This is a genomic window from Streptomyces sp. TBY4, from assembly GCF_024213195.1.
Classification (GTDB): domain Bacteria; phylum Actinomycetota; class Actinomycetes; order Streptomycetales; family Streptomycetaceae; genus Streptomyces.
In genome coordinates, this window is record NZ_JANAVF010000002.1 from 369567 (window position 1) to 396230 (window position 26664).

General features: G+C 73.6%; 28 protein-coding genes. 18 read left to right on the forward strand and 10 right to left on the reverse strand.

Features of this window, described 5'->3' with window-relative positions:
• The first annotated feature begins 123 nt into the window (after window positions 1-123).
• From NLX94_RS05975 to NLX94_RS06015, 9 genes are all read left to right on the forward strand, one after another.
• A complete protein-coding gene (locus NLX94_RS05975; RefSeq protein ID WP_254381531.1) occupies window positions 124-768 on the forward strand; it encodes a DUF6461 domain-containing protein in 645 nt (214 codons plus the stop codon).
• 70 nt (window positions 769-838) lie between these two features.
• Window positions 839-1792 (forward strand): DUF4304 domain-containing protein, encoded by a 954-nt coding sequence (locus NLX94_RS05980; protein WP_254381532.1) that lies wholly within the window; start codon window positions 839-841, stop codon window positions 1790-1792.
• A gap of 116 nt (window positions 1793-1908) precedes the next feature.
• Window positions 1909-2217 (forward strand): helix-turn-helix domain-containing protein, encoded by a 309-nt coding sequence (locus tag NLX94_RS39290; protein ID WP_308402384.1) that lies wholly within the window; start codon window positions 1909-1911, stop codon window positions 2215-2217.
• 175 nt (window positions 2218-2392) lie between these two features.
• Entirely contained in the window at window positions 2393-2791 is a 399-nt protein-coding gene (locus NLX94_RS05990; RefSeq protein WP_254381533.1) for a hypothetical protein, read from the forward strand.
• Window positions 2788-3567, forward strand: a complete 780-nt coding sequence (locus NLX94_RS05995) for a transcriptional regulator (RefSeq protein WP_254381534.1) — start codon at window positions 2788-2790, stop codon at window positions 3565-3567. Before NLX94_RS05990 ends, NLX94_RS05995 begins: the two co-directional genes overlap by 4 nt.
• Before the next feature lie 71 nt (window positions 3568-3638).
• Window positions 3639-4055 carry a roadblock/LC7 domain-containing protein gene (locus NLX94_RS06000; RefSeq protein WP_254381535.1) on the forward strand — a complete coding sequence of 139 codons (417 nt, stop codon included), beginning with the start codon at window positions 3639-3641 and terminating at the stop codon, window positions 4053-4055.
• A 68-nt stretch (window positions 4056-4123) separates the two neighbouring features.
• Window positions 4124-4501, forward strand: coding sequence for a hypothetical protein (locus NLX94_RS06005; protein ID WP_254381536.1), 378 nt, complete (start codon window positions 4124-4126; stop codon window positions 4499-4501).
• A gap of 162 nt (window positions 4502-4663) precedes the next feature.
• Complete coding sequence (locus NLX94_RS06010) at window positions 4664-8227, forward strand: bifunctional glycosyltransferase family 2 protein/CDP-glycerol:glycerophosphate glycerophosphotransferase (RefSeq protein ID WP_302168845.1); 3564 nt, start codon at window positions 4664-4666, stop codon at window positions 8225-8227.
• A 122-nt stretch (window positions 8228-8349) separates the two neighbouring features.
• On the forward strand, window positions 8350-8832 hold the full coding sequence (locus NLX94_RS06015; RefSeq protein ID WP_254381538.1) for a VOC family protein: 483 nt from the start codon (window positions 8350-8352) through the stop codon (window positions 8830-8832).
• 15 nt (window positions 8833-8847) lie between these two features.
• On the opposite strand, the gene NLX94_RS06020 is transcribed toward NLX94_RS06015, so the two are convergent.
• Window positions 8848-9588 carry a Sir2 family NAD-dependent protein deacetylase gene (locus tag NLX94_RS06020; protein ID WP_254381539.1) on the reverse strand — a complete coding sequence of 247 codons (741 nt, stop codon included), beginning with the start codon at window positions 9586-9588 and terminating at the stop codon, window positions 8848-8850.
• Between the two features lie 61 nt (window positions 9589-9649).
• Here NLX94_RS06020 and NLX94_RS06025 point away from each other — a divergent pair, with 61 nt between their 5' ends.
• Both NLX94_RS06025 and NLX94_RS06030 read left to right on the forward strand, forming a co-directional pair.
• The gene (locus NLX94_RS06025) at window positions 9650-10528 is read left to right on the forward strand and encodes an ATP-grasp domain-containing protein (RefSeq protein WP_254381540.1); all 879 of its coding nucleotides are present in this window, start codon (window positions 9650-9652) and stop codon (window positions 10526-10528) included.
• Window positions 10529-10579: 51 nt separating this feature from the next.
• On the forward strand, window positions 10580-11440 hold the full coding sequence (locus NLX94_RS06030) for a GNAT family N-acetyltransferase (protein ID WP_374683919.1): 861 nt from the start codon (window positions 10580-10582) through the stop codon (window positions 11438-11440).
• A 30-nt stretch (window positions 11441-11470) separates the two neighbouring features.
• Here the strand turns inward: NLX94_RS06030 and NLX94_RS06035 are convergent, their stop codons facing one another.
• From NLX94_RS06035 to NLX94_RS06045, 3 genes are all read right to left on the reverse strand, one after another.
• Entirely contained in the window at window positions 11471-11914 is a 444-nt protein-coding gene (locus NLX94_RS06035) for a subtilase-type protease inhibitor (protein ID WP_254381542.1), read from the reverse strand.
• Between the two features lie 185 nt (window positions 11915-12099).
• The gene (locus NLX94_RS06040; RefSeq protein ID WP_254381543.1) at window positions 12100-12558 is read right to left on the reverse strand and encodes a cyclic nucleotide-binding domain-containing protein; all 459 of its coding nucleotides are present in this window, start codon (window positions 12556-12558) and stop codon (window positions 12100-12102) included.
• A 110-nt stretch (window positions 12559-12668) separates the two neighbouring features.
• A complete protein-coding gene (locus tag NLX94_RS06045; protein ID WP_254381544.1) occupies window positions 12669-12971 on the reverse strand; it encodes a hypothetical protein in 303 nt (100 codons plus the stop codon).
• A 369-nt stretch (window positions 12972-13340) separates the two neighbouring features.
• Here NLX94_RS06045 and NLX94_RS06050 point away from each other — a divergent pair, with 369 nt between their 5' ends.
• Window positions 13341-16070 (forward strand): LamG-like jellyroll fold domain-containing protein, encoded by a 2730-nt coding sequence (locus tag NLX94_RS06050; protein WP_254381545.1) that lies wholly within the window; start codon window positions 13341-13343, stop codon window positions 16068-16070.
• 88 nt (window positions 16071-16158) lie between these two features.
• Here NLX94_RS06050 and NLX94_RS06055 read toward each other — a convergent pair whose 3' ends face one another.
• Complete coding sequence (locus NLX94_RS06055; RefSeq protein ID WP_254381546.1) at window positions 16159-16485, reverse strand: helix-turn-helix transcriptional regulator; 327 nt, start codon at window positions 16483-16485, stop codon at window positions 16159-16161.
• A gap of 65 nt (window positions 16486-16550) precedes the next feature.
• Between NLX94_RS06055 and NLX94_RS06060 the strand changes: the two genes are divergently transcribed.
• A complete protein-coding gene (locus tag NLX94_RS06060; protein WP_254381547.1) occupies window positions 16551-18593 on the forward strand; it encodes a heavy metal translocating P-type ATPase in 2043 nt (680 codons plus the stop codon).
• Here the strand turns inward: NLX94_RS06060 and NLX94_RS06065 are convergent.
• The gene (locus tag NLX94_RS06065) at window positions 18548-19009 is read right to left on the reverse strand and encodes a DUF3224 domain-containing protein (protein ID WP_254381548.1); all 462 of its coding nucleotides are present in this window, start codon (window positions 19007-19009) and stop codon (window positions 18548-18550) included. The two genes, NLX94_RS06060 and NLX94_RS06065, sit on opposite strands and share 46 nt — an antisense overlap.
• 103 nt (window positions 19010-19112) lie before the next feature.
• Between NLX94_RS06065 and NLX94_RS06070 the strand changes: the two genes are divergently transcribed.
• Window positions 19113-20102 (forward strand): YafY family protein, encoded by a 990-nt coding sequence (locus NLX94_RS06070; protein ID WP_254381549.1) that lies wholly within the window; start codon window positions 19113-19115, stop codon window positions 20100-20102.
• Between the two features lie 30 nt (window positions 20103-20132).
• Here NLX94_RS06070 and NLX94_RS06075 read toward each other — a convergent pair whose 3' ends face one another.
• The gene (locus NLX94_RS06075) at window positions 20133-20603 is read right to left on the reverse strand and encodes a hypothetical protein (RefSeq protein WP_254381550.1); all 471 of its coding nucleotides are present in this window, start codon (window positions 20601-20603) and stop codon (window positions 20133-20135) included.
• 119 nt (window positions 20604-20722) lie between these two features.
• Here NLX94_RS06075 and NLX94_RS06080 point away from each other — a divergent pair, with 119 nt between their 5' ends.
• Entirely contained in the window at window positions 20723-21040 is a 318-nt protein-coding gene (locus NLX94_RS06080; protein WP_254381551.1) for a hypothetical protein, read from the forward strand.
• Here the strand turns inward: NLX94_RS06080 and NLX94_RS06085 are convergent.
• From NLX94_RS06085 to NLX94_RS06095, 3 genes are all read right to left on the reverse strand, one after another.
• Complete coding sequence (locus NLX94_RS06085; protein WP_254381552.1) at window positions 21007-21552, reverse strand: adenylate kinase; 546 nt, start codon at window positions 21550-21552, stop codon at window positions 21007-21009. The genes NLX94_RS06080 and NLX94_RS06085 overlap by 34 nt on opposite strands.
• A gap of 53 nt (window positions 21553-21605) precedes the next feature.
• A complete protein-coding gene (locus NLX94_RS06090; RefSeq protein WP_254381553.1) occupies window positions 21606-22442 on the reverse strand; it encodes a MerR family transcriptional regulator in 837 nt (278 codons plus the stop codon).
• Window positions 22443-22559: 117 nt separating this feature from the next.
• The gene (locus NLX94_RS06095; protein ID WP_254381554.1) at window positions 22560-23051 is read right to left on the reverse strand and encodes a hypothetical protein; all 492 of its coding nucleotides are present in this window, start codon (window positions 23049-23051) and stop codon (window positions 22560-22562) included.
• Window positions 23052-23445: 394 nt separating this feature from the next.
• On the opposite strand from NLX94_RS06095, the gene NLX94_RS06100 reads away from it, so the two are divergent.
• The 3 genes from NLX94_RS06100 to NLX94_RS06110 all read left to right on the forward strand — a co-directional run bounded on the left by NLX94_RS06100 (window position 23446) and on the right by NLX94_RS06110 (window position 26607).
• A complete protein-coding gene (locus tag NLX94_RS06100; RefSeq protein ID WP_254381555.1) occupies window positions 23446-24810 on the forward strand; it encodes an MFS transporter in 1365 nt (454 codons plus the stop codon).
• 384 nt (window positions 24811-25194) lie between these two features.
• Window positions 25195-26001: a peptidoglycan-binding protein gene (locus tag NLX94_RS38830; protein ID WP_308402385.1), complete on the forward strand. Its 807-nt coding sequence runs from the start codon at window positions 25195-25197 to the stop codon at window positions 25999-26001.
• A 75-nt stretch (window positions 26002-26076) separates the two neighbouring features.
• Window positions 26077-26607 carry an AAA family ATPase gene (locus NLX94_RS06110; RefSeq protein WP_254381557.1) on the forward strand — a complete coding sequence of 177 codons (531 nt, stop codon included), beginning with the start codon at window positions 26077-26079 and terminating at the stop codon, window positions 26605-26607.
• Window positions 26608-26664 lie beyond the last annotated feature (57 nt).

The following is a 26664-nucleotide window of genomic DNA, read 5'->3' on the forward strand; positions in this document are numbered from 1 at the left end:
TAGGGCTGGTTCCGGCCGGACGGGCGGCACCGGCAGAACCGGCAGCACAGGTACGACCGGCAGGACAGGCACGACCGGCAGGACCGGCTCGCATCGCGGAGATCGGGGGAGGGGACCGTGGCAATGGCGGACATCACGGGGCAGGGCGCGGGCGACGGCACCCGCGGCCACGACGACGGCATCCAGTGGCTGGCGGACTGGAGCGCCTGGTACGTCGGACTCACCTTCGCCCGGGGCATCGGCCCCGAGGAACTGGCCGTCCGGCTCGGCGCCCTGCCGGACCTGCGCCCCGGACCGCTCGGGGCCATCGACGCCTGGAGCATGGTCACCGAGACGGTGGACGGCGACGGGGTGGCCCGGGTCGGCAGCTGGGGCGGCTGGTCCTTCGCCGTGGAACACGGAGTGCCCGCCGGAGCGCACCGCCTCGCGGAGGTCTCCCGCTCCGGGGCCGAGGCCGTGTACCTCGACCCGCAGCCCGACCACCCGCCCAAGCAGTTCGCCTACGCCCGGGACGGCGAGCTGGTCTGCTGCTTCGGCATCGGCGAGGAGCACTGGCGCGGCGGTCACCGGCCCGACTTCCTCCTGCCGGAGCTGGTCGAGGCCAAGATCCTCACCCCCGACGGCTGCTACGCCCGCCCCGAGGACGAGCCTGCCGCGGAGCGCGACCGCCTCACCCTCGCCGTCCTGGAACACCGCTTCGCCCTGTCCCTGCCCCGCCACCTCGTCGAGGAGACCCCGCTCCCGGCCTTCGTGACCTGCACGCAGTAGCAGGCCGGCCCCGGCCGCCCGGGGATGGACGGTTTTGGTCGGGGAGCGTGCGTCTTGTGACACTACGGGGGTGAACGCGACCGACTTGTTCCACCAGACGCTGCGCGAGCGGATCGCCCCGGCACTGCGCGCCGCGGGTTTCACCGGCACGGGGCTGGAGTACCGGCTCCGCGAGGCCGAACCCGACCACGCGCTGCTCGGCTTCCAGCGGAGCGCTTCGTCCGGGCCCGCCGAATGCAGGTTCACCGTCAACCTGCGTGCGGTCCCGTACGAGGAACACGAGGCCCTGCGGCGGCTGCGGCCGGTCCTCGGGACCAGGCTCAGCGCCAACCGGGTCGGCCCCGTCGGCTGGCACGCCAGGATCGGACGCCTCCTCGGCCACCCGCACGACCACTGGTGGAGCATCACCGACGAGCGCTCCGCCGCCCGCGTCGCGGACGAGGTCACGGACGTGGTGCTGCGCCACGCCGTCCCCGCCCTGTGGGGCGAGGTCACCGACCGGCCCCCGATGCCGGGACCCGTGGTGGATCCGGTGCCCGACTGCCTGGACCCGGTGTGCATGCGGGTGGACAGCGGTCCGTTCCCCGTGGCGAGCGGGGTGGCCCCGCTGCCCGTGGACCTCGAAGGGGCGCTCGTCCTGGAGACCGGCGAACGGCGACGCGCCTCGCCCTTCCTCACCCTCCACGACGAGCTGACCGACGCGGAGGCCCGCCTCGTCATCGACGCCCCCTGGCGGCTGGAGCAGCCGCTCTTCGGCTCGGTCCGGGTCGGCATCGCCGCCGACGGCGACGTCCGGGTCTCCGCCAGCCCGGGCAGCATGCTCCCCGGTCACCCGCTGGCGCTCCTCGGCGAACTGGCCCTGTGCCGGATCGACACCGCCGAGGTCACGGGCAACGGCTCCCTGCGGCTCACCTTCGAACGGGGCACCCCGCGCGAGGCCTGCCTCACCGTGTCCGGCGCCCCGCACGCGCTGACCGTCGGCGAGCCCTGGCACATCGAGGGCTGGACGCCGGCCCGCATCTGACGGCCCGGGCCGGGAGCTGATCTTATGCTCAGGTTTACGCGAGTCCGCTGGTTTTGAGGCCGGTGAGCGACTTTGATGGGTTTGCCAGGCCTCGTACCGGAGCAGGGGGACCATTCATGGGTAGCGAGCACAGCCCGAAGGACAGCACCGACGGCACCGACGGCACCGACAACGGAGACGGCGCGGACACCACCGACAGCGCACCCGCCACCGCACCCACCCTCATCGGTTCCGTGCAGCGGGCCCTGCGGCTCGTGGAGGCGATGTACGCGGAGGGCGGGGCGACCGCCAAGCGCCTGTCCCGGCTCACCGGAATCCCGCTGCCCACCGTGTACCACCTGCTGCGCACCCTCAGCCACGAGGGCTACGTCCAGCGCGAGGGCGGGGCCTTCCGGCTCTCGGAACATCTGCCGCTCGCCTCCTGACGGTGGCGCAATGATCAAAAGTGGTGGCGTTCCGGCCAAGCTGTCACGTGCCATCGCGCATGTTCCAGCGGAAAATGCCAGAACGCCCTTCCGTACTGTGGAAGTTGAGTAAGTTCCCTTCTGTCGCGCCGTACGACCGTGCACCACGCACGGTCCGGCCGGGAGGGGAGCCCGCGTGCCCGGGATCGACGAATGCCTGCTCGAAGCCATGGCCCTGCCCGGTGCCAGGGGGGCCGCGCTGGTCGACTGGAGCAGCGGACTGGCCCTCGGCACCGCCGGGGAATCACCCGTGGGGGACCACGAGACCACCGCGGCCGAGACGGCCGAGCTGGCCCGGGCGGCCGCCGAGTACGAGTCCTTCGCCCCGGACGGTACCGAGGCGCAGGACGGCGCCGGGCCGCCCGTGGAGGACCTGATCGTCACCACCCGGACCGGCTACCACGTGCTCCGCTTCGTCGAGACCAGCTTCGACAGCAGCGTGTTCCTGCACCTGTGGCTCGACCGGGCCGACGGCAACCTCGCCCTCGCCCGCCACAGACTCAGGGCCCTGGCCGAGGAGCTGGTACTGAAATGACCGCCGTCGCCACGGTCGCCGTCTCCCCGCTGCTCACCCGGCTCGCCGCCGAGCGGGCCACCGGCGCCCTGTTCCGCGAGCGCGGCACCCTCTTCCTGGAGGACGGCCGCGTGGTGCACGCGGAGAGCCCGGCCACCCCCGGACTCGACGTCCTGCTCACCACCGGCGGGGGACTCACCCCCGAGCGCTGGACCGAAGCCGTGAACGAGGCCGGCGCCCGCCGCCAGGTCGCCCGCTTCCTCGTCGACAGCGGCGGGCTCGCAGGCGGCGAACTGGAGATATGCCACCTCGCCGCGATCTTCGACGCCGCCTTCTTCGCCCTCTCCCCAGGCAGCGGCCCCTCCCGCTTCCGGCGAGGGGCCACCCACTGGATCGGCTCCGTCCGCTCCGTTCCGGCCGCCGCCGTCGAGCGGGAGACCTGCCGTCGCCGCGAACTGCTCGACGCGGTCTGGCCCTACCCGCTGCTGGACACCTCTCCCGTCGTGCCCCGCCCAGCCGCGCCGGGGCAGACCGTCACCGCCCGCCAGCGGCTCCTGCTGGAGCGGGCCGACGGGGTGCGGACCCCGGCGGACCTCGCCTGGGTGCTGGGCCGGCCGGCCTTCCACACCCTGCTCGACGTACGACGCCTCGCGGCGGCCGGGCTGGTCGAGACCCCGCACGCGCCGGCACCCGCCGCCGCCGCGGAGGCGCCGCTACCCGACTGGATGACGCAGGCCCAGTCCCCGGACGTGGCGTTGCTGCGCCGGTTACGCGACGCACTGGAGGCAAGCCTGTGAGGCTCCCCCTGCGAGCCGCCCAGCGCGGTGACCGTTCCGAGCGGCGGCAGTCCGAAAGGAGAAGGTCCGACATGAGTACGGTGCCCGCCGAAGCCGAGGCCGAGATACTCGCCGAGCTCCGACGGCTGCGGGCCCGTGTCCCGCAGCTGGGCGGGGCTCTCGCCGCGAGCGTCGACGGCCTGGTCCTGGCCCACGACAGCGCCGCCACCGAGGCGGAATCCGTGGCCGCCCTGACCGCCGCGGCCCTCGGGGTGGCCCAGCGGCTCAGCGACTGCACCGGGCAGGGCGGGTTCCGCGAGCTGCTCGTGCGCGGGGAGGACGGGTACGTCGCCACCTACGCGGCGGGCGACGCGGCCGTGCTGACCCTGATCGCGGAGCCGCGCGTCAACGTCGGCCGGCTCCACCTGGAGGCCCGGCGTTCCAGTCTGCGCATAGCGGAGCTGATCGACCACAGCCTCGGCCGCCGCGGCCCCGGCCCGGGCTCCTGATCCACCAGACCACGTACATCCGTACCGACCGAGAACGCTCAGGACACCGAAGAGAAAGAGGAACCGCCATGGCCAACGTGGAGACATCGCTCAAGGAAGCCACCACCAGCATCGACGGCGTGCTCGGCGTCGCCCTGGTCGACTGCAGCAGCGGTATGGCCCTCGGCACCATCGGAGGCGGAAAGGACCTCGACCTCACGGTCGCCGCCGCGGGCAACACCGACGTGGTGCGGGCCAAGCTCCGCACCATGGAGATGCTCGGCATGAAGGACGAGAACATCGAGGACATCCTCATCACCCTCGGAACCCAGTACCACATGATCCGGCTCCTGAGGAGCCGGGGCTCCGCGGGGCTCTTCCTCTATGTCGCGCTCGACAGGAACCGGGCCAATCTCGCGATGGCCCGGCACCAGCTGAAGAAGATCGAGGCTGAGCTGGAAGTGTGATCCGATGACGGCGAGGTGGCGGGCGGCTGAAATCCTTGCCGCCCGCCCCGGCGGCTTCTTCCTTATGTCCGAGACGAGCGGTTTTTATCATCTCGTTACAGAGTAAGATGCTGTAATCGGCTGATCATCAATAGTGTTATTGAGCTGGAGAACTCGCCACCCATGCCCCCGCGCCTGAGTATCGTCGTGCCCGTCTACAACGTCGAGCTCTATCTCGACGAGTGCCTGGAGTCCATTGCGGCACAGGAATTCGACGACTTCGAGGTCGTTCTCGTGGACGACGGATCCACCGACGGCAGCGCGGCAATCGCCCAGGCCTTCGTCGACCGCGACGACCGCTTCCGGCTGGTCCTCCAGAAGAACGCCGGACTCGGCGCCGCCCGCAACGTGGGCGCCCGGCACATCAGCCCGGACACCGAGTACCTGGCCTTCGTCGACAGTGACGACACCATGCCGACGTACGCCTACCAGCGCATGATCGACGCCCTCGACGAGACCGGCTCCGACTTCGCCGCCGGCAACGTCAAGCGTTTCCGGTCCGTCGGCATGCAGCAGTCCTGGGGACACCACGTGGCCTTCGCCACGACCCGGCTGAAGACCCACATCTCCAAGTTCCCGGCGCTGGTCACCGACCGCACCGCGTGGAACAAGGTCTACCGGCGCAGCTTCTGGGACGAGCACGACTTCCAGTACCCGGAAGGCATCCTCTACGAGGACGCCCCCGTCTCCATCCCCGCGCACTACTTCGCCAAGAGCGTCGACGTCCTCGGCGACTGCGTCTACCACTGGCGCGTCCGCGAAACCGGCGAGCGCTCCATCACCCAGCGTTCCACCGACCCGGTTTCGGTCATCGACCGGGTCACCTCCGTCCGCATGGTCCGCGAGGCCCTCAAGGGCAAGCAGGGCGCCACCTACGCCCGCTACCTGCGCGACTACGACCGCAACGTGCTGAGCGAGGAACTCCCGCTCATCTACAAGTACGTTCCCGAGGCGGGCGACGACTTCCGCGCCGCCTTCGCCAAGGAGGCCGGCGGCCTCGTCCGGGAGATCGGCACCGGACCGTGGCCCGACCTCACGGTCGCCGACCGGCTCAAGGCGTACCTCGCCGGAGAGGGCCGCATCGAGGAGTTCGTCGCCCTCATCGAGCACCAGCGCGACTTCCACTACAGCGTCCCGGTCAAGGGACTGGCCCGCCCGCAGGCCGACTACCCCTTCCTCAAGGCGCCGGTCCCCGCGAAGGTCCTCACCCTCGGCCCGCGCGAACGGCGCGTCGTCAGCCGCGTGGAGCAGGCCCAGTGGTCCGACGGCAAGCTGCTGCTGCGCGGTTACGCCGTCCCCGGCCACCTGGGCGCCGAGAGTCGCCTCGGCTCGCGCAAGATGCTGGTCTTCCGCGAGAACGGCAACGGCCGCCGGACCGTCGTCACCACCCGTACGGTCGCCTCCCCGATGGCCACCGTCGCCACCCCGCACCTCGCCCTGCGCCACGCGGACTGGGCCGGATTCACCGCCGTCATCGATCCCACCATCTTCCAGACGGGCGGCAAGTGGAACGAAGGCCTGTGGAGCACCTCCGTCGCCGTCACCGGCGCCGGCGGTCTGCACCGCGCCCGGCTCAAGGGCGGCGAGCACGACAGCGGACAGAACCCGCCCGCGCACTGGGTCGCCCCGGACGTGCGGATCGTCCCGACCACCACCGGTTCCTTCGGCATCCAGGTCGAGATCGTCCGCGCCCGCGCCCTGGACGTCCGCCCGGCCGGTGACGACGCCGTCGAGGTGTCGGGCGAGCTCGCCGCAGAGATCGGCGCCGGAGCCACCCTGCGCGCGACGCACGTCGACACCGGAACCGTGCTCGAGTCCCCGGTCGAGACCGCCCCCGCCGTCACCGGCGGCCGGATCCCCTTCACCGCGCGCGTGCCGCTGGCCGGTCTGGCCGCCGTCCCGGACACCCCGGGCGTGCCCGGTCAGTGGACCCCGAAGCCGTGGAGCCTGACCGTGATCGGCGCCGACGGCTCCGAGCACCGGCTGGCACACGACGAGCGCGGCGGGTTCGCCGGACTGGTCGTCCCGGTGCCCGGCGAGGAGACCGGCCGTGCGCTCTTCGCCAAGCGCGGCAACACCGGACACCTCACCCTCTCGATCCAGCTCTCCCCGCCGCTGGTCGACACCGTCGAGGCCCGGGACGGCGCCCTGACGCTCCGGGGCCGCTTCGTCGCGCCCCTGGACGAGGCCCACGAGCTGGTCCTGCACGATGCCTCCGGCGCGGAGTTCAGCTACCCCGTCACCCGTGACGGCGACACCTTCGAAGCCTCCTTCGAGCCGGTGCTCGACGAGAGCCGCGCCGGCCGGACCCCGCTGCCGCAGGGCCGGTGGTGGCCCACGCTGCGCCCGGTCTCCCAGGGCGGAGCCACCGCGGGTCTGCTCGGCGTCGACCGGGGCGCCCCGCTGCAGTTCGCCCCGACCGCCCTGCACGCGGGACCCCACGCCGTCACGGCCCGGGGCCGCCGGATACGCGTCGAAGCGCGCCTCTACGACCGCGTCGCGTTCATCGCCGATCCGATGATCAGCCCGCACGACCGCTCGCGCTACGCGCAGCGGATCGCGCGCGATGTCACGTACCCGGCGCAGAGCGCCCTCCCGGTCAAGGACATCGTGGTCTACGACGCCTTCCAGGGGTACGGCGCCGGTGACTCGCCCCGCGCCATCCACGAGGAACTCCTGCGGCGCGGCGAGAAGCTCGAACACGTCTGGCTGGTCCGCGACGGCCGCGCCGAGGTCCCGGAGACCGCCCGCGCGGTCCAGTACGACAGCCTCGAATCCTGGGACCTGCTCGCGCGGGCCCGGTACTACGTGGTCAACGACAGCGTGCCGTTCGCCTTCACCCGGCGCCCCGGCCAGACCGTCGTGCAGACGTGGCACGGTACGCCGCTGAAGCAGATCGGCCACGACTTCGTGCACGACTACTACACCAGCCCCGAGGTGCTGGAGGCGCTGGCGCACGACAGCGCGCAGTGGACGCTGCTCGCCTCCCCGGGCTCGTACGCCACCCCGGTCCTGAAGCGGGCGCTCGGCTACGACGGCGCGGTCGTCGAGTCCGGCAGCCCGCGCACGGACGCGCTGGTGCGGCCCGACGCGCAGCGGATCGCGGAGGTCCGCCGGCGGCTCGGCCTGCCCGAGGGCAAGAAGGTCGTCCTCTACATGCCCACGTGGCGGGAGAACCGCCTGGGCTGGTCGGTGTCCTCCGGCTACAAGCTCGACCTGCAGATCGACCTGGACGCGGCCCGCCGTGAGCTGGGCGAGGACCACGTCCTGCTGATCCGCGGCCACCACAAGGTCACCGAGCAGGTGCGCGAAGGCGTCCGCGACGGCTTCGTCGTCGACGTGTCGCGCTGGCCCGACGCCACCGACCTGCTGCTCGTCGCCGACGTGCTGATCTCGGACTACTCCTCCGCGATCTTCGACTTCATGCACACCGACCGGCCGGTCCTGCTCTTCGCCCACGACCTGGAGCACTACCGGGACACGCTCCGCGGGTTCACCTTCGACCTGGAGAAGAAGGCCCCGGGCCCGCTGCTGCGGGATTCCGCGAGCCTGATCGAGGCCGTGCGGAACGCGGACGCGGTGGGCGCGGAGTACGCGCAGGCGCGGGCCGCGTTCCGGGAGGAGTTCTGCGACCTGGACGACGGCGAGGCGGCCCGCCGGGTCGTCGACCGCATGCTCGAGATGTAACCCGCCCGAGTGCATTCCGGACGGAATGCGGACCGGTCCCGGCCCCACCGATGAGTTTCGGGGCCGGGACCGGTCCGTATGTGTGGCAGGGATTCCCCCCGCCCCACTCCCTGGAGGCCGTCATGGCGAGCAACCCCTTCACCACCTGTCTGTGGTTCGACGGTGCGGCGGAGGCCGCCGCCGACTACTACCTGTCGGTCTTCAAGGACGGCAGGCGCGGCCGCGTGGGCCTCTATCCCGAGGGGAGCCCCGGCGTCGCGGGCGAGGTCATGGTCGTCGAGTTCGAGATCAACGGCCAGCGGTTCGTCGGCCTCAACGGCGGCCCCCAGTTCCCCTTCACCGAGGCCGTCTCCTTCCAGATCCACTGCACCGACGACGCCGAGGCGGACTACTACTACGAGGCGCTGACCAGCGACGGCGGCCAGGAATCCGCCTGCGGCTGGGTCAAGGACAAGTTCGGGCTGTCCTGGCAGGTCATCCCGGCCGGGGCCATCGAGCTGATCTCCGACCCCGACCCGGGGCGGGCCGCGCGGGCGACGGCCGCGATGATGCAGATGAAGAAGCTCGACGTGGCGCAGATGCGGCGGGCGGCCGACGCCGGCTGAGGCGGGGCGGGCCGGTCAGGAGAGCACGCCCTGCGAGGCGATCCGTGCCAGCAGGGCGGGCAGCGCCGTCCCGATGGGCTCGCGGATCACCTCGTCGGCGAGGGAGTCGTACGGGGTCTCCTCGGCGTTCACGATGATCAGGCGGGCCCCGGCCTCCGCGGCCATCCCGGCCAGCGAGGCCGCGGGCTGCACCTGGAGCGTCGAGCCCACGGCCACGAACACCTGGCACCCCTTGGCGACCGCGACGGCCTTCGCGAGCACCTCGGGGTCCAGCCGCTCCCCGAACATCACGGTCGCCGCCTTCAGGATCCCGCCGCACGCGAGGCAGGCCGGATCCGGTTCCCCGGCGGCGATCCGGGCCAGCGCCTCGTCCATGCCGGTCCGCGCACGGCACACCGTGCACACCACGGACCGCGCCGTGCCGTGCAGTTCGAACACCTTGCGCGCCGGGGTTCCGGCGAGCTGGTGCAGCCCATCCACGTTCTGCGTGATCACCCGCAGCGGGATCCCGGCACGCTCCAGTTCCGCGACGGCGAGGTGCGCCGCGTTCGGCCGCGCCCCCAGGGCCCCGATCTCGGCGCGCATCAGCCAGGACCGGCGCCGGATCTCCGGATCGGCCATGTAGGACGCGTAGGTCACGAGCTTCTCGGCGTCGGGCTCCCGACGCCACAGCCCCTGCGGCCCCCGATAGTCGGGAATCCCCGAATCGGTGGACATCCCGGCCCCACTGAACACTGCGACGAGCGGCTTTCCCATGCGCCGACTCTAAGGAGCCCGCACCGACTTCTCCACGGGTTTCCGGCCGTAGGGTGGCGGCATGCCGACCACCGTCCTCTACTGCTCCGATCCGCTGAACGGGCGCCGCCCCGATGCCCACTTCGCCGAGGAGGCCCGCGCGGTGCGCGCCGCCGGGGGCGGCATCGGGCTCATCGACCACGACGCGCTGCTCGCCGGCGAGACCGGCCGGGCCGTGGCCGCGGTCCCCGCCGGGGCGGGGCCGCTCTGGTACCGGGGCTGGATGATTCCGGCGGGCCGGTACGCCGAGCTCGACGCGGCGCTGCGCGAGCGCGGCGCCGCCCTGCGCGTCACCCCGGACGCCTACCGGCGTGCCCACGAACTCCCCGGCTGGTACGAGGCGTTCGCCGGACTGACCCCGCCCAGCCGCTGGCTGGCGACGCCCCCGGGAAGGACCCCGGAGGCGGACCGGCTCGCGGAGGCCGCCGCCGCACTCCCCTGCCGCGCCGGGATCGTCAAGGACTACGTCAAGTCCCGCAAGCACGAGTGGGCCGAGGCCTGCCACCTCCCCGACCTCACGGACCGGGACGCCGTCCACCGCGTGGTGGACCGCTTTGTGGAACTCCAGGGCGAGGACCTGACCGGCGGGGTGGTGCTGCGCGCCTTCGAACCGTTCACGGCGGCCGGGGGCGTGGCCGCCGAGGTGCGGGTCTGGTGGCGCGACGGGGAGCCCCGGATGGTCACCGCCCACCCCGACAGCCCGTACGCCGAGGCAGCGGCGCCGGACCTCGGAGCGGTGCGGGCGGCCGTCGCGGAGCTCGGCTGCGGCTTCGTCACCACGGACCTCGCGCTGCGCGCGGACGGGGTCTGGCGGGTCGTGGAGGTGGGCGACGGGCAGGTGAGCGATCTGCACCGGGAGGCCGATCGCACGGCGTTCGTCCGCCTCCTGACGGGGGGTTGAGTCCGCACGGGAGGCGGGAGCGGATCTGGTACAACAGCGGACATGACGGGATTGACTGGGTTCGAGATCAACGGCGCGAGCGCCGCCGACATGGCGCTGATCCGGGACTGGGCCGACGAGGAGGGCTGGAACCCCGGGGACTCCGACCGGTTCGCGTTCGCCGTCGCCGATCCGGGCGGATTCCTCGTCGGACGGCTCCGCGGGGAGCCGGTGGCCTGCATCTCGGCCGTGCGGTACGGCACCGGGTTCGGCTTCGTCGGCTTCTACATCGCTCGCCCCGAGGTCCGCGGCCAGGGGTACGGGATCCGGCTGTGGAGGGCCGGGATGGAGCGGCTCGACGGGCGGCTCGTCGGGCTGGACGGGGTGGTCGAGCAGCAGCAGAACTACCGCAAGTCCGGCTTCCGGTCGGCCTGGAACAACGTCCGCCACGAGGGGGTCCCCCGGGCGGCGGGGGAGCCCCCGCAAGCGGCGGCGCCCGGGGTGCGGATCGTGGACGCGGCCACCCTGCCCTTCGGGCAACTCGCCGCCTACGACCGGAGGTTCTTCCCCGCGCCGCGCGACGCCTTCCTCGCCGCCTGGGTCGGGCTGCCCGGCCGTACCGCCCTCGCCGCGGTCCGGGACGGCCGGGTCGAGGGGCTCGGAGTCGTCCGGCCGAGCAGCGGCGCCTCCCGGGTCGGCCCCCTCTACGCCGCCACCCCGGAGATCGCCGCCGCCCTGCTGCTCCGGCTCGCGGAGCGGACCTCCGGCGGCGCGGTCGCCGTGGACGTACCGGACGCCCACCCGCGCGCCGCCGCCCTGCTGGGCGGGCTGGGGCTGACCCCGACCTTCGAGACCGCCCGGATGTACACCGGCCAGGAGCCCGACCTCGACCTGATGGGCATGTACGGGGTCACGAGCCTGGAGCTGGGCTGATCCCGGATCTCAGATCTCGGAATTCGGATCTCAGAGCGTGAAGATCGTGCCCGTGCTGTTCCACAGGGCGCACGGGTTCGCGTAGGTGTAGGAGTAGTTCAGCCGGCGGCCCTGCCACACGCCCTCCGCGGTGACGGTCACCGGGCTCCACTCACGGGTACACGCCGCGCCCGGGCGGGGCTCGGCGAGTCCGTCGAGCTCGGGGGCGTGGGCCTGTAACTCGGCGCACGCGGCGTCCGGGTCCGGGTGGGTGCCGCCGGGCCGGGGCGCGCAGACCAGGGTGACCGCGCGCAGCACCGTACCGGCCGCCGCGTCCTCGCCGTCGGTGACGCTCAGGACGAGCGCGGACGGGGCGTACAGGCTCTCGCCGCCGGAGGGCGCGGCTCCGGCGGCGCCCGAGCCGGCCAGTGCGGTGAGGGCGGTGAGCCCCATGGCGGCGGACGAAAGTGCCAGGGTCCTGGTGACGGATCGCATGTCGAACACTCCTCGCGTCGTTGGGTCGGATAACGGACGCGAGTCTTGCCCATGCGGAACCGGAACGCCCGTTCGCACCTCCACTTCTCGTCACGCACCGCGCACGCATGACCGCAGACCGCAGCGGTGCGGAGTGGCTGACCTGTGGGGGAGCAGCCGGCGGAATCGGCCCGAACCCGACCGGATCAGCTCGCGGCGAGGCGCGGGGCGTACGTGTCGAGGAGCCGGGTCCGGGTCTGGTGCAGCCGCATCGCGAGGACCCGCCCCACCCAGTGGCCGAGGGCGGACCCGAAGGCCGGATCGGCGTCCATGAGCATCCGTACGGTCGTGGCGTCGAACTCGTACGCGCGGACCGGCGTCATGGCCTCGGCGCCCAACTGCCACACGTACGGCGGGAACAGCCACGACCAGCCGACCAGTTCACCGGGGCCCAGGCTCTCGATGGGGGTGGGTCGGCGGCCCGGTACCGGGATCTCCAGGGTCACCGTGCCGGAGCGCACGATCCAGAAGGACTCCGCCCGGGTGCCCTCGTCGAAGATCCGCGCACCCTCGTGGAAATTGACCTCCCGGGCGTGCGACATCAACCGCCCGCGATGCTCGGTCGACAGGACGGCAGCGATCCGGATGGGGGAAGGTGTGCTCACGACGGCCTCCGATCGGGACCCCCCGCTCCCACCAGTGTCGCCGACGCCGGGCCGATTCCGAGGTGTCCGTCTCCGGCGGATTCGGCCCGCTTCCGTCTGCTTCCGTCCGGTTACTCTTCGGCGCCGGCTTCGAGGCAGGCCAGCTCCATGGCGTCGAGGACGGCCTCGTGGCTGCGTCCGCTCAGTTCGGAGACGTTCTCGATCTGCGCAGTCGCCCAGGCCGCCAGGGTCATCACCAGCACGCGGAGCCCGTCGGTGCCGTATTCGGCGAGGATCTCGTCGGCGGTGTCCATCGCCTCCACCGGCACCCGCTCCGGTGGTTCCAGCCCGGCCAGCCCGCGGAGCAGGGTCAGGGTGCGGCGGGAGATCTCGGGGGTCATCCTCGCCAGCCGCGTGTCTTCGTCTTCGCTCATCCCGCTCCGCCCCTCCGGTCCGCGCCCGCGCCCGCGTACGTCCCCGGGCGTGCGCTCCTGCCCGTGCCTGTGCCGTCCCCCCAGGGCACCGTAGAGGGTGCGGGCCCGGGTGGGGCGGCAATCGCGAGAACGGGCCCGGCGTCCCACGTTCCGGACGGGCGGGTACGGGTTCCCAGTGGTCCGGCGGCTCCTCGGCGCGGGGTGTCCGGAGCGATGCGATTTGGCATCAGATGGGTCAAGTGCGTTGCCCGGGAACGGGGTTCCCCCCGGGTGCCCGTGGCCGCGGGGGTGCACGTCTGTTTGATAGTTTCCGGCCATTCCGTTTTTCACGGTCCGTCATTCCGCATTCCATATCGAACTGGGGGGTTCATGCGTAGATCCAGAGGGCTGGCAACCGCTCTCACCCTGGCCCTGGCCGGCACCTGCACGGCCATGGGCCTCGGCCTCACCGAAGAGGCCGCGGCCATCACCCCGCCGGTGGCCTTCACCGCCGACGAACTGCCCACCTGGCAGGCCAACGGGGTCGTCTGGGCCATGGCCGAGGCCGGCGACCAGGTCTTCGCCGGCGGCACCTTCTCCGTGGTGCGCCCGCCGGAAGGCACCGCCGGAACCGAGCAGGAGGCGGTGAACTTCGCGGCGTTCGACACCGCGACGGGCTCCCCGACCTCCTGCAAGCTGTCCTTCACCGTGGGCTCCGGCATCGCCACCGTCCGCGCGCTCGTCCTGTCCCCGGACAAGGCGACCCTGTACGCCGGCGGCTACTTCGGCGCCGTCAACGGCACCGCGGTCTCCAGCATCGCCGCCATCGACGTGGCGAGCTGCACCGTGAAGACCGACTTCCGGCCCGCCTTCGCGGCCACCGTCCGGGCCCTCGCGGTCACCGGCGACACCGTGTACGCGGGCGGCGACTTCCTCACCGTCGCGGGCCAGCCCCGCGAGCGGTTCGCCGCGGTGGACGCGGCCGACGGCACGCTGAAGCCGTTCACCGCGAACGCCGACGAGCCGGGCCGGGCCATCGAGCTGACCCCGGACGGGCAGCACGTGCTGCTCGGCGGCGACTTCTTCACCGTGGGCGGTACGAACTCCCACGCGCTCGCCGTCGTCGACGCGACGACCGGCGCCGTCACCAAGGCCTACCCCGGGTTCATCGAGACCAACTCGGTGGTCAAGGACATCGCCACCGACGCGACCGGCTTCTACACCGGCAACGAGGGGACGGGCGGAGGCGTCTTCGACGGCCGGATCGCCCTGAACCTCAGCGACTTCGGCCAGCGCTGGCGCGACACCTGCCTCGGGGCGACCCAGGCCGTGCTCCCGTACCAGGACGTGCTCTACAGCGCCTCGCACGCGCACGACTGCTCCGGCATCGGCGAGTTCCCGGACGGCCGGCGCTACCACCTGCTGGCCCAGCCGACCACCGCGACCGGCAAGCTGGGCTGGGCTCCCGACACCAACGACGGCATCGGCGAGGGCATCGGTCCGCGCGTGATGGCGGTCGGTTCCAAGGGCGGCGTCCAGTACATGTGGGTCGGCGGTGAGTTCACCACCGTCAACGGCGCGGCGCAGCAGAGCCTGACGCGCTTCGCCTCCACCGGGGACACGGGCGCGCCCAGCGTCCCGCTGGCGAGCGCCGTGAGCTTCAAGCCCGGTGAGGCGCAGGTGCGCTGGCGCACCAGCCTCGACCTGGACGACAGCACCCTCACCTACAAGATCTACCGCAACGGCTCGGCGACGCCGATCGCCACCGTCGCGGCGGACTCGCTCTTCTTCCGCCGCCCGCAGGCCTCCTGGACCGACACCACGGTCGCCGCGGGGCAGTCCTACACCTACCGGGTGACCGCCTCCGACGAGGCCGGCAACACCAGCGCCCTGTCGGCGACGGCGAGCGTGACGGTGCCGAACTCGGCCGAGGCGTACCCGAGCGCGGTCCGCGCGGACGGCGCCCAGCTGTTCTGGCGCTACGACGAGTCGGCGCTGCCCTTCGTCGCGGACTCCTCGGACGGCAACCAGAACGGTGTGCACCTGAACGCCCCCGCCCTGCGCCAGGCGCCGGGCGCGGTCTCGGGTGCGAGCACGGCCATCGGCTTCAACGGCACGGACACCCAGGTCTACGGGGACAAGCGCCAGAACGTCGGCTCCGCCTACAGCATCGAGACCTGGTTCAAGACGAACACCACCACGGGCGGCAAGCTCATCGGGTTCGGCAACAACCAGGCCCGCGGCAGCAGTCAGTACGACAAGCACATCTACATGACCAACGACGGCCGGCTCGTCTACGGCGTGTACAGCGGCGGCACCCACACCGTCACGACCACCGCCGCGTACAACGACAACCAGTGGCACCACGTCGTCGCGACCCAGGGTCCGGGCGGCATGACCCTGTACGTGGACGGAGTCCAGAAGGGCACGCTGGGCTTCACCGGGCACGAGAACTTCGCCGGCTACTGGCACGTCGGCGGCGACAGCCTCGGCGGCTGGCCGGACCGTCCGGTCAGCGAGTACTGGGCGGGCCAGCTGGACGAGACCGCCGTCTACCCGACGGTCCTGAGCGCGGCCCAGGTGCAGAACCACCACGCCCTGGCCTCCGCCCCCGCCGACTCCGTCGTCGAGGTCCAGGCCGCCGAGGACACGTACGCCAACGCGGGCGCCCCGGGCACCAACTACGGGACCTCCGCCTCGCTCGCGGTCCGCGGAACCTCGTTCTACGCGAGCTACCTGCGGTTCAACCTGCCCGCGGCCCCCGCCGGCACGGTGCTCAAGGCGGCCACGCTGAGCGTGAAGACCAGCACCCAGACCGGGGCCGGTACGACGGACACGGTCTCCGTGCTCCCGGTCACCGGCTCCTGGACGGAGGCCGGGACCACCTACACCAACCGCCCGGCGCTCGGCGCTCCGGCGCTCGGCAGCTTCGCGGGCTTCGCGGAGGGCTCGGCCGTCCACACGACCGGCCTGGACAAGGCCACCCTCGCCGGGGCGCTCGGCGGCGCCTACAGCCTGGCGCTGACCAGCGCCGGGACGGACGCGCTGTGGCTGTGGTCCTCGGAGGCCCCGGCCAACGAGGGCTCGCCGAAGCTGACCCTCACCTTCGGCGCGCCGTAGCCGGAGGGGTTCTCGTACGCGGCGGCCGGGGCGGTTCCTTCGCCCCGGCCGCCGCTGCGATTTCCCCGCCCGGCCGCCGCTGTGGCTCCTACGCCCGGCCGCCGTGGTGGACGTGTGCCAGGACCTGGCGCAGCAGGGCGGCGACGTGCGCGTCGTGGAGTTCGTAGATCACGCTGCGCCCGTCGCGGCGGCCGCTCACCAGGTCGAGGTGGCGCAGGAGCCGCAGGTGGTTCGAGACGGTGGGCTGGCCGAGGTCGAGCGCCTCGGCCAGCTCGCCGACCGAGCAGGGGGCGTGCAGCAGGCGGGCGAGGATGCGGATCCGGGCCGGGGAGGCCAGGCCCTGCAGGACCTCGGCCACGGCCGCGGCGTCCGCTTCGGTGAGCGTTTCCGGGTCGGTGGGCGGTTCCGGTTCCATGCCGGCCACTTTAGATCAGGGCATCTCCAGGTTCATATATTTCAACATGCTGATATGTTGATGTCATGACTGAGACCGAGAACGCGACCACGAGCGGTGGTGTGACCACCCACCGCCACGGATTCCTGGGCGAGCGCGCGGAGCTGGTCAGCGCCCTGCTCGCCCTCGCCGCCTACCTCACGGGCCTCACCCTCCAGCTCACCGGCCACGGAGGCCCCGTCCCGCAGTCCCTCTTCATCGCGGCGTACGCCTTCGGCGGGTTCTTCACCCTCCGCGAGGCCCTCGTCGCCGTACGCGCCGGCCGCTTCCAGGTCGACTTCCTCATGCTCGTCGCCGCCGCCGGCGCCGCCGCGATCGGGCGCTGGGAGGAGGGGGCCGTCCTGCTCGTCCTGTTCAGCCTCGGCCACGCCCTCGAGGGCTACGCCATGGGCCGGGCCCGCCGCTCCATCGAAGCCCTCGGCGAGCTGGCCCCCCGTACCGCCCTGGTGCGCCGCGGTGCGGGGGCGCCGGTGGAGGTCCCGGTCGAGGAGCTGGTCGTCGGCGACACCGTCGTCGTCCGCCCCCACACCCGGGTCCCGGCCGACGGATTCGTCGCCGCCGGCACCAGCAGCGTGGACCAGTCGCCCATCACCGGCGAGAGCGTCCCCGTCGGCAAGATCCCCGTCGCCGACCGGGCCGCGGCCCTCGCCGACCCGGGCGCGGCCGGTCCGGACAGCCGCGTCTACGCCGGCACGGTCAACGGCTCCGGCGCCCTCGACATCGCCGTCACCCGGCTCGCCGGGGACAACACCCTGGCCAGGGTCGTCAAGCTGGTCCAGGACGCCGATCAGCGCACCTCGCCGACCCAGCGGTTCACCGAGCGGTTCACGAAGTTCTTCGTACCCGGTGTCCTCGTGCTCGTTGCCGTGCTGCTCGCCGTCGGCGCGCTCACCGGCGAGCCCTTCGCCGACACCTTCTACCGCGCCATGGCCGTCCTCGTCGCCGCCAGCCCGTGCGCCCTGGCCATCGCCACCCCGGCCGCCGTACTCAGCGCGGTGGGCCGGGCGGCGCGCGGGGGAGTCCTGGTCAAGGGCGGGGCGCCGCTGGAGGAGTTCGGCCGGCTGCGGACCATCGCCTTCGACAAGACCGGCACCCTGACCGAGGGCCGGCCCCGCCTCACCGAGATCGAGCCCGTCCACCCCGCCGGGCGCGAGGAGCTCCTGCGCACCGCCGTCGCTGCGCAGCGCCTCAGTGACCACCCGCTCGCGCAGGCCGTGGTCCGCGACGGCACGGGCCTCCTGGAGGGGCAGCAGCCGGCCCCGTCCGGGGCCGTCCCCTCCACATCCGAAGCGGGGAACCTGCGGGCCGTCATCGGCCGCGGCATCGTCGCCGAGCTCGAAGGGGAGGCCGTCCACATCGGCAGCCTGGCCTACGCCGACTCCCTCGCGGGTCCGCCCGTACCGGCCGGGCTCCGCGACCGTACGGAGGAACTCGCCCGGACCGGCCGCACCACCATGCTGGTACGCCGGGGCGACCGCTGGCTCGGCACGCTCGGGCTGATGGACGCCCCGCGCCCCGAGGCCGCCGCGGCGGTGGCCGCCCTGCGCGGGCTCGGGGTGCGGCGGACCGTGATGCTGTCCGGCGACGACCAGCGGGTGGCCGACGCGGTGGGCCGCGCGGTCGGCATGGACGAGGTCCGGGGCGGCCTGCTGCCCGAGGACAAGGTCGCCGAGGTGACCCGGCTGCGCCGCAGGGACCGTACGGCGATGATCGGTGACGGAGTGAACGATGCCCCGGCCATGGCCGGCGCCACGGTCGGCGTGGCGATGGGCGCGGCCGGGTCGGCCGTGGCCCTGGAGACGGCGGACATCGCCCTGATGTCCGACGACCTGCGCCGGCTCCCCTTCATCACCGGCCTCAGCCGTCGCGCGAGCCGCATCATCCGCCAGAACCTCTGGCTGAGCCTCGGCATCGTGGCGGTGCTCGTCCCGGCCACCGCCCTGGGCCTCGGCATCGGCCCGGCGGTCCTGGTCCACGAGGGCTCCACCCTCGTGGTCGTCGCCAACGCGCTGCGGCTGCTGCGCTACGCGGACCGGTCCGAGGGGGTGGACGTGTCGTCGAAGGCGTAGTCGAAGGTGTACTCCACCGAGGTGTCGCCGTAGCGGTGGGCGAAGGAGCCGGAGCCGCCGAGACCGGTCAGGCCACCGGTGCCCGAGCCGGGGAGCACGGTGAAGCGGCAGTGGGTGCCGGTGGCGTCGAAGGTGCCGTGTTCCTCCAGGACGAAGGCGCCTTCGCGGCCGTCGACGGTACCGGTGACCAGCTCCAGGCCGGTGAAGGTGCCGGTGCTCTCGCCCGTGTAGGCCACGGTGTAGGCGCAGGCCGTGGCGGGGGCGGTGAGGGCGCCGGTGAAGGCGTTGGTGACCGTGGCGCGGGCCAGGCGGGGGAAGACGCCTTCCGGGCCGACCGGGTGCTCCTCCCAGTCCTTGAAGGTGAAACCGTTGGCGGTGGGTGCGGTGGGTGCGGTCGTGCGGGCGGTCGTGGGCACGGGGGCCTCCTGGTGTGGTCCTGCGGGCCGGCGGCGGCCCGTCCGTCCACAGCCTGGTGGGCATACCTGCCACCTCCTGTCAGGTATGCCGGACAATGACCGCATGCGCGCCGACCGGCTCCTCTCCCTCCTCCTGCTGCTCCAGAACCGCGGCCGGATGACCGCCCCCGAGCTCGCCGCCGAGCTGGAGGTCTCCGTCCGCACCGTGTACCGGGACGTCGAGGCGCTGGGCGCCTCCGGGATCCCCGTCCACGCGGACCGCGGGCCCGCGGGCGGGTTCCGGCTGGTCGACGGCTACCGGACCCGGCTGACCGGTCTCACCGATGTCCAGGCGGGCTCCCTGTTCCTCGCCGGAGCCCCGGGCCCCGCCCGCGACCTCGGCCTCGGCGCGGACCTCGCCGCCGCCCAGCTGAAACTGCAGGCCGCCCTCCCGGCCGAACTCGCCGACCGGTCCCGCCGGATCCAGCAGCGCTTCCACCTCGACGCGCCCGCCTGGTTCCGCGACGCCGACCCCGTGCCGCACCTCGCGCAGATCGCCGAGGCGGTGTGGGAGCAGCGGATCCTGCACACCCACTACCGCCGCTGGAGCGGAGCCGTCCACCGGGTGCTGTGGCCGCTCGGCCTCGTCCTCAAGGGCGGCATCTGGTACTTGGCGGCCCGCGCGGCGGAGCCCGGGGCGGCGGAGGACACGGCCGCCGCCGTGCGGACGTACCGTGTGGGGCGGTTCCTCGCCGTGGACACCCCGGGCGAGCGCTTCGAACGCCCCGAGGGGTTCGACCTCGCCGCGTACTGGGAGGAGTCCGCCCGCCGCCTGGAGGCGGCCACCCGCCGGCAGACCGCCGTCGTACGGCTCTCCCCGCGCGCCCGCCGCCTGCTGCCGATGCTGTTCGGAGCGGCGGGCGTCCGCGCCCTCACCACCGCGGGCCCGCCGGACGCGGACGGCTGGGTGGCCGTGGAACTCGCCGTGGAGTCCGAACCGGTGGCCGTCGGCGACCTCCTCCGCCTCGGCACGGAGGCCGAGGTCCTCGCCCCGCCGGCCCTGCGCAAGGCCCTCGCGAACACGGTGACCGAACTGGCCGGCCGGTACCGCTGAGCACCGGGTCGGTGTGCTTTCCCCGAGGGCTCAGGGGGTCGGGGGCGGTTCGACCTCCAGGAAGCGGCGGTGGCGGGGGCCGCGGTACAGGAGGCAGGTCCAGCCGAGGTGTTCGAGGGTGGCCGCGCAGGCCGTGAGGCGTTCCTGTTCCTCCTCGGCCGCGCCGCTGCCCGGCGGGCCGAGCCAGGTCACCTCGACGCGGTTCTCGCCGGAGGGTGCGGGGGCGACCCGGTACCCGGTTCGGGTGCGCGGTCCGTCGGGGGTTTGCTGGTTCCGCGCCGACGGCGGGATGCCCGCCGCCTCCAGGGCGAGGGCCACCGCGCGTGGCATCAGGCGGAGTTCCCACGGGGCGGGAACTCCGGTGCCTGCCGGGCCGTTGACGAGGCGGCGGATCTGGAGCAGGCCTTCGTAGGCGGTACGGAGCTCCGCCGCGCGTCCGGCCGCCGAGGGCTCGGGGCCGTCGCCGGTCGCCGGTTCGAAGCCCTGACCGGGTGTGTTCACGTACGGCCGTCCCCTCGTCCGGTACGGGCCCGGGCCGGCCCGTTTCTGAGTACCTCACACCCAACGGCCTGAGTATGCGGCCCGATTCCCGGGACGGCCTCCGCTGATCGAATGGGGGCATGACCTCCGAGACCGGCATCGCCACGGCCACCGCACCCGCCGCGAGCCGCCCGCGCATGCAGCAGCACATGACCACCGCCGGCTCCGCGCTGGCCGTGGCCCTGGTCCCGCTCGTGGTCGGGGTCCTGGTGGCGAAGGGGCTCGCCGCGGACCCGCACGCACCGGTCAACGCCCTGATCACCGGCGGCGGCCAGCGCGCCGGCCTGCCGCGGGCGGAGTGGCGCCGCCGCGGGCACGCCACGATCCGCCGGCTGCGCACGGTCCGGCGCGGAGCCGTGCGTCCTCAGGGGAGGAGCGGCCGGCCGACCGGTCGCTGACTCCGCAGCCAGGCTCCGGCGGCCTTCGCGGAGCGCAGCCGGACCACCCGCAGCGGGGCGTACCGCGCGTCCGCGGCCAGCCGGCCGATCTCCGCGCGCCGGGCTCCGTACTGGGACCAGGCCCACCACGCGGGATGGTCGGCGCGCAGCCACTCCCGCCACCGCTCCCGGTTGCCGCCGAACAGCCGCTCCCGCAGCAGGCTCCGCCGCAGGGAGCGCAGCAGCACCCGGCGCATGACGGTACGGCGCGGCTGGTCCAGCCACACCACGGTGTCGGCCCGCCGCCACAGCCGCTCCCGCGCGGCCTCGGGCCCGTGGGAGTCGAGGATCCACCGCTCGCCCTCCGCGATCCCGGCCAGGTCCGCCGCGTAGGACGGGCTGACGGCCCACCCCGGCCCGGAGAAGTGCAGGGCGTCCACCTCGTGGTACGGGAGGTCGCGCAGCAGTCCCAGCTCCCGGGCCAGGGTGGACTTGCCGGCTCCGCTGATGCCGACCACGAGTACGCGTTGCATCAGCGGAGACTAGCCGGGCCCAGCCCGGGCCCGCGCGGGGATATGGGCCGTCCTCAGGCGCCGAGCGGTTCCTGGAGTTCGGTGACCCACTCGTCGCGGTCCTCCGGGCAGGCCAGGGACACCTCGCGGGCATAGCCGCCGGAGCGCTCCCCGTTGGCGTCGATCCACTGGGCCAGGGCCTGCTCGGCCGGCAGGATGGAGTCCATCGAACCCCGGTGCACGACCGTCGCCGCCCGCTCGACGGCGGGCAGCACGACGATGCGCACCTCGCCCCCGAGGTCCTCGGCCCGGACGTCCGCCGCCACCGTCACTCCGGCGTGGACCAGGACGGCACCGGGCCGCGCCGGGTCGCCGGCGTCCTCGTAGTACGCCACGCCGGGGCCCGCCGGCGTGACACCGGCGGCCGCGGCACGGCTGAACAGCTCGTCGTAGAGCGGGCCGATGACCGGGCCGATGTCCTGCCCCTGGTAGCTGGCCGCGACCCCGCTCAACTCGGCGAGGCGGACGGGCGGAAGGCTCTTGACGACGATGTCGATGGAAGACATGGATCCCTCGTTCTCGATGATCCGGAGCCTCGTCTCGACCTGGGCCAGCCGGGCCGCCGCAGCGGCCATGGCCGATTCCAGTTCCGCCTGCCGCAGCCGCAGCATGCCGCGCAGCTCCTCCGCGCCCACCAGCTCGTCGAGTATCGACCCCACCTGTTCCAGGCTGAAGCCGAGCTCCTTGAGCGCGATGACACGGTTGAGGCGGGCGAGCTGCCCGGCCTCGTAGTAGCGGTAGCCGCTGGCGGGGTCGACACGGGCCGGGTGCAGCAGTCCGAGGGCGTCGTAGTGACGCAGCATGCGGACCGATACCCGGCCGTGCTTGGCGAAGTCTCCGATGGTGAACATGACGCCTTCCAGTGCAGGCCCTGACACGGTGTGAGAGTCAAGCGTGCCCAGAGTATTCGGCCATCGGGCCAGGTCAGCGGCTCGGGTCGGAGGGGCGGGTCGGGTCGGAGGGCCCGGTCAGCGGCCGGTGGCCTGGCGGATGCAGAGATCGACGATGGACGGCGGCAGGGCGCCTTCCGCGGCCGAGCAGAACTCGTCCGCACGGGGCAGCGGCGGTACGGGATCCCGCGCGGGGCGGTCGGGCCGGTCGGCGGTGCTCCTCGGCGGGTGTGCGCGGCGCGGCGCGGCTGGCTTCGCGCGCCGTTCGGCCGTCGGGCGGGGGGCCTTGGCGGCGCGCCGGGACGGTTCGCGGCCGCTGTCCCGGTCGGTGGCGGCCCGGGCGGGGGCGGCCTCCGCCGGGAGTTCGCCGAGGGGCAGCGGCTCAGCGGGGCGCCCGGCCGGATCGGCTGCGGGGGACACGGCGTCGGGCCGGCTCAGATCCGGCGCGTCGACGGGGGGTACGGCATCACGCGCGGGCGCGCCGCCGTCCCGCGGGCCTCCGACCGACACGCAGCCGGTGCTTGCGAGGAGGGCGACGAGGGAGAGGGGCAGGGCCCGGAGCAACCGCATCGCACCACCATGCAGCACGGGCGGACGGGCCGGTTCCCGTCCGCGGGCGGGCGGCCGCGGGCGGGGGAGCAAGGGGGAGGGCCGAGGGGGCCGGGGCGGGCGCCGCGGAGGCTGCTGAAACGGTCCTCCTGGCTCACCGTGATCGTTCCTGCCGCGCAGGAAGGTTCACCGGTCCGGGAGAACGCGCACGTGGACGGGGGTGGACCTGACGGAGGAATCCCGACAAGGTTCGGAGGGGAACGGCAGTACGGATCCCGGGGGAGGCGCGACCCCCGGTGCTCCGCGTTGCCGTGCCGGCTCCCCGGACCGGGCCCGCCCGTGCGGCGGGATCGCTCCGGTGGGCCGCCCTGTGTGCCCGCCCGTCTGTCTGTCTGCCCGTATGGAGTTCCGCCCCATGAACGCAGCCCCCGCGCCCGGCAACGAACCCGATGTCCCGGAGCCGAAGCATCCGCTGAGCTCCGATCCCGAGCCCGATCCCGATCCGGATCCCGCCCTCGTCCCCGGGCGACCCCCTGCCGCCGGGTGGCGGGGATGGGGGGCGGTGGGGGCGGTGGCGCTCGGGATCTTCTGCCTCATCACCTCCGAGTTGCTGCCCGTCGGCCTGCTCACCCCCGTGGGCGCCGATCTCGGTGTCTCCGACGGCACCGCCGGGCTGATGGTCACGGTGCCGGGGCTGGTGGCGGGCTTCTGCGCGCCCCTCGTCACCGTGGGCGCCGGCCGGCTGGACCGGCGGTGGGTGCTGGTGGTGCTGATCGCCCTGATGGCCGTGGCCAACCTGGTCGCGGCCCTCGCTCCGGGCTTCGGCGTGCTGCTGGCCGCCCGGCTGCTCGTGGGCGTCAGCGTCGGAGGGTTCTGGGCCATAGCCGGCGGCCTCGCCGTCCGCCTCGTCCCCGCGCACCACGTGGGCCGGGCCACCGCGCTCGTCTTCGGCGGGGTCCCGACGGCCTCGGTGCTCGGGGTCCCCGCCGGGACCCTGCTCGGCGAACTCGGCGGCTGGCGCTTCGCCTTCGCGGCCGTGGGCGGGCTCGGGCTGCTCACCCTGGCCGCACTGCTCCTGCTGCTCCCGCCGCTGCCGCCGACCCGGACCATCACCTTCGCCCAGCTCCCCGCCCTGCTGCGGCGCAACCGCGCCGTCCGGGCCGGGGTGGTCGTCACCTTCCTGCTGGTCACGGGGCAGTTCGCCGCGTACACGTTCGTACGGCCGATCCTGCAGGAGGTGTCCGGGGTGAACGCCGCCTACGTGAGCACCCTCCTCCTCGGGTACGGAGTCGCGGGCGTGGCCGGCAACTTCCTGGCGGGAGCGCGCGATCCGTACCGGACCCTGTTCACGGTCGGGGCCTCCCTCACGGTGATCCTGGCGCTGATCGCCACGGTGCCGGGAGCGCTCGCCGGGACCGTGCTGCTGCTGGCCTGGGGGCTGGTGTACGGCGGGGTCTCGGTCAGCCTCCAGAGCTGGATGATCAAGGCCGCACCGCAGGACGCGGAGGCCGCCTCCTCGCTGATGGTGGCGATGTTCAACCTGGCCATCGCCGCGGGTGCGCTGTCCGGCGGTCTCGCGGTCGACGGGATCTCGGTGCCCGCCGCCCCCCTGGCCGGGGCCGTCCTGATGGCCCTGGCGGCCGTCACGGTCCGGGTCACCTCCACGTCCCGCAGGGCCGGACGGGCGGTCGCGGCGTCCGCGGTGTCCGCAGGAGGCGGCACCGGTACCGGAGGCGGCCCCGCCGAGGCCCGCGACGCCTCACCGGCCGACCGGCGATAGTCCGGCGGCGGACCAGCACCGGGCCTCCGAGCAGGAGTTGACCGTCCGCAATCCGGACGGTCAGCCGGCCGGCCCGGCAGAGGAGCCGCTCCGGGCGGTGCGGGTTCCGATGAAGAGGTCATGCCAGGACGGGGCGGATGGTGCGGATCGGACATCCGGCTTGACCCGGGGCATGTCCTGGAGAAAGAGTGCGCCGGTCGGACATCACCACCCGGACCGACCCGCCCCTGTTCCGGCCGCCGGCGCCGGCAGCCGGAACGGTCCTGCCGCCCGGCGGCGCAGGACCTGACCGGCCGGGTGCGGGGGCCGACACCGCACCGCCGCGCCGGCCCCCGTACCCGCCGGGAGACACCCGTGTCCCCTGACCCCTATGAGAGTGGGATCGTGCCCGACGACGATCGCTTGCTCGTACGCCCCTACGTAGCTCCCTCGGACCCGCTGCCCGGGTCTCCCTCGCCGGCCTGGCCCGAGGAATCCGGGCGGATCTTCGTACCGACGCACTTCGGGCCGCCGGCCGAGGAGCCCGGGGGCCCGCGCCTGATCGGGGCCCCGCCCGTGCCCGGGTCTGCGCACGTGCCCGGGCCGGACTCCGCTCCGCCCGCCCGGCGGACCGGACCCCCCGAGGCCCCGGCCGCCGACCGGCGGGGCAGTCGGCTCCCGCTCGTGGGACTCGCCCTGCTCGGACTCGGGGCGGCGGGAGCCCTCGCGTTCCTCCTGCGCGGCCCCGACCGGGAGCCGCCGCGCGCCGTGATCGCGCCGAACCTGTCCGTGCCGGTCCTCCCCGCGCGCAGCCCGGGGGCGGGCGAGGAGCCCTCGCCGACCGGGGGGTCCGGCGGCGCGCCCGCGCCCGGAACCCCCTCCGCGACGGCTCCGCAGGCCACGGACCGGCCCTCCTCCGGCCCGTCGCCGAGCACGAGCCGGGACCCGGGGCCCACGGGCCCGACGGGCACCCGCCCGACGCCCGGCGGGGGCGGGGACGGCACCCTGGGCCCCGGGGACCGCGGGGCCGAGGTGCGGGCCCTGCAGGAACGGCTCCACGGGCAGGGTTTCACGTACGTCTCCGTCACCGGCGTCTACGACGAGCAGACCCGGCGCGGCGTCCTCCAGCTCCAGCAGAACAGGAGCATCAAGGGCGACCCGCCGGGGGTCTACGGCCCGGCCACCCGCGCGGCCTTCGCGACCGAGGACTGACACCGGGACACCGGCCCGTCCTCGACCCCTGGGGCCGGTTCGTGCGGTGCGCGTGCGCGGTGGCAGGGTGCGGTCATGGATCAGGCGGAGATATTGCTCATCGGAGGGCGCGCGGGGGTCGGCAAGACGACCGTGGGCTGGGAGGTTTCGGCCCGGCTGCGCGCCGCGACGGTCGGCCACTGCGTCATCGAAGGCGACTTCATGGGGCAGGCGCATCCCGCTCCGGAGGGCGACCCCGGCCGAGAGGGGATCGCCGAACGCAATCTGACGGCGCTGTGGTCCAACTACGCCGAGCTCGGGTACCGGCGCTTGATCTACACGCACACGGTGAGCGTGCTGGCCGAGCGCGAGGGCATGTTCCGGCGGGCCATGGGGACGGACGTCAGGATCGTGCGGGTCGTGCTCACCGCCTCCGACGCCACCGTCCGCGAGCGGCTGACCGGTCGGGAACGGGGCTCGGAGCTGGAGAGCGAGCTGGAGAGCAGCGCCCGCAAGGCGCGGATCCTGGAGGAGCGGATGCCCCCGGACGCGGTGCGGGTGGCGACCGACGGGCGTTCCGTGGTCGACATCGCGCGCGAAGTGGTGGGCGCTACCGGCTGGCTGTAGTGGTGGTGCTGACGACCGGCTGTCCGGCGGTGCGGGTCGGTGACCTTCCCGCCGGCC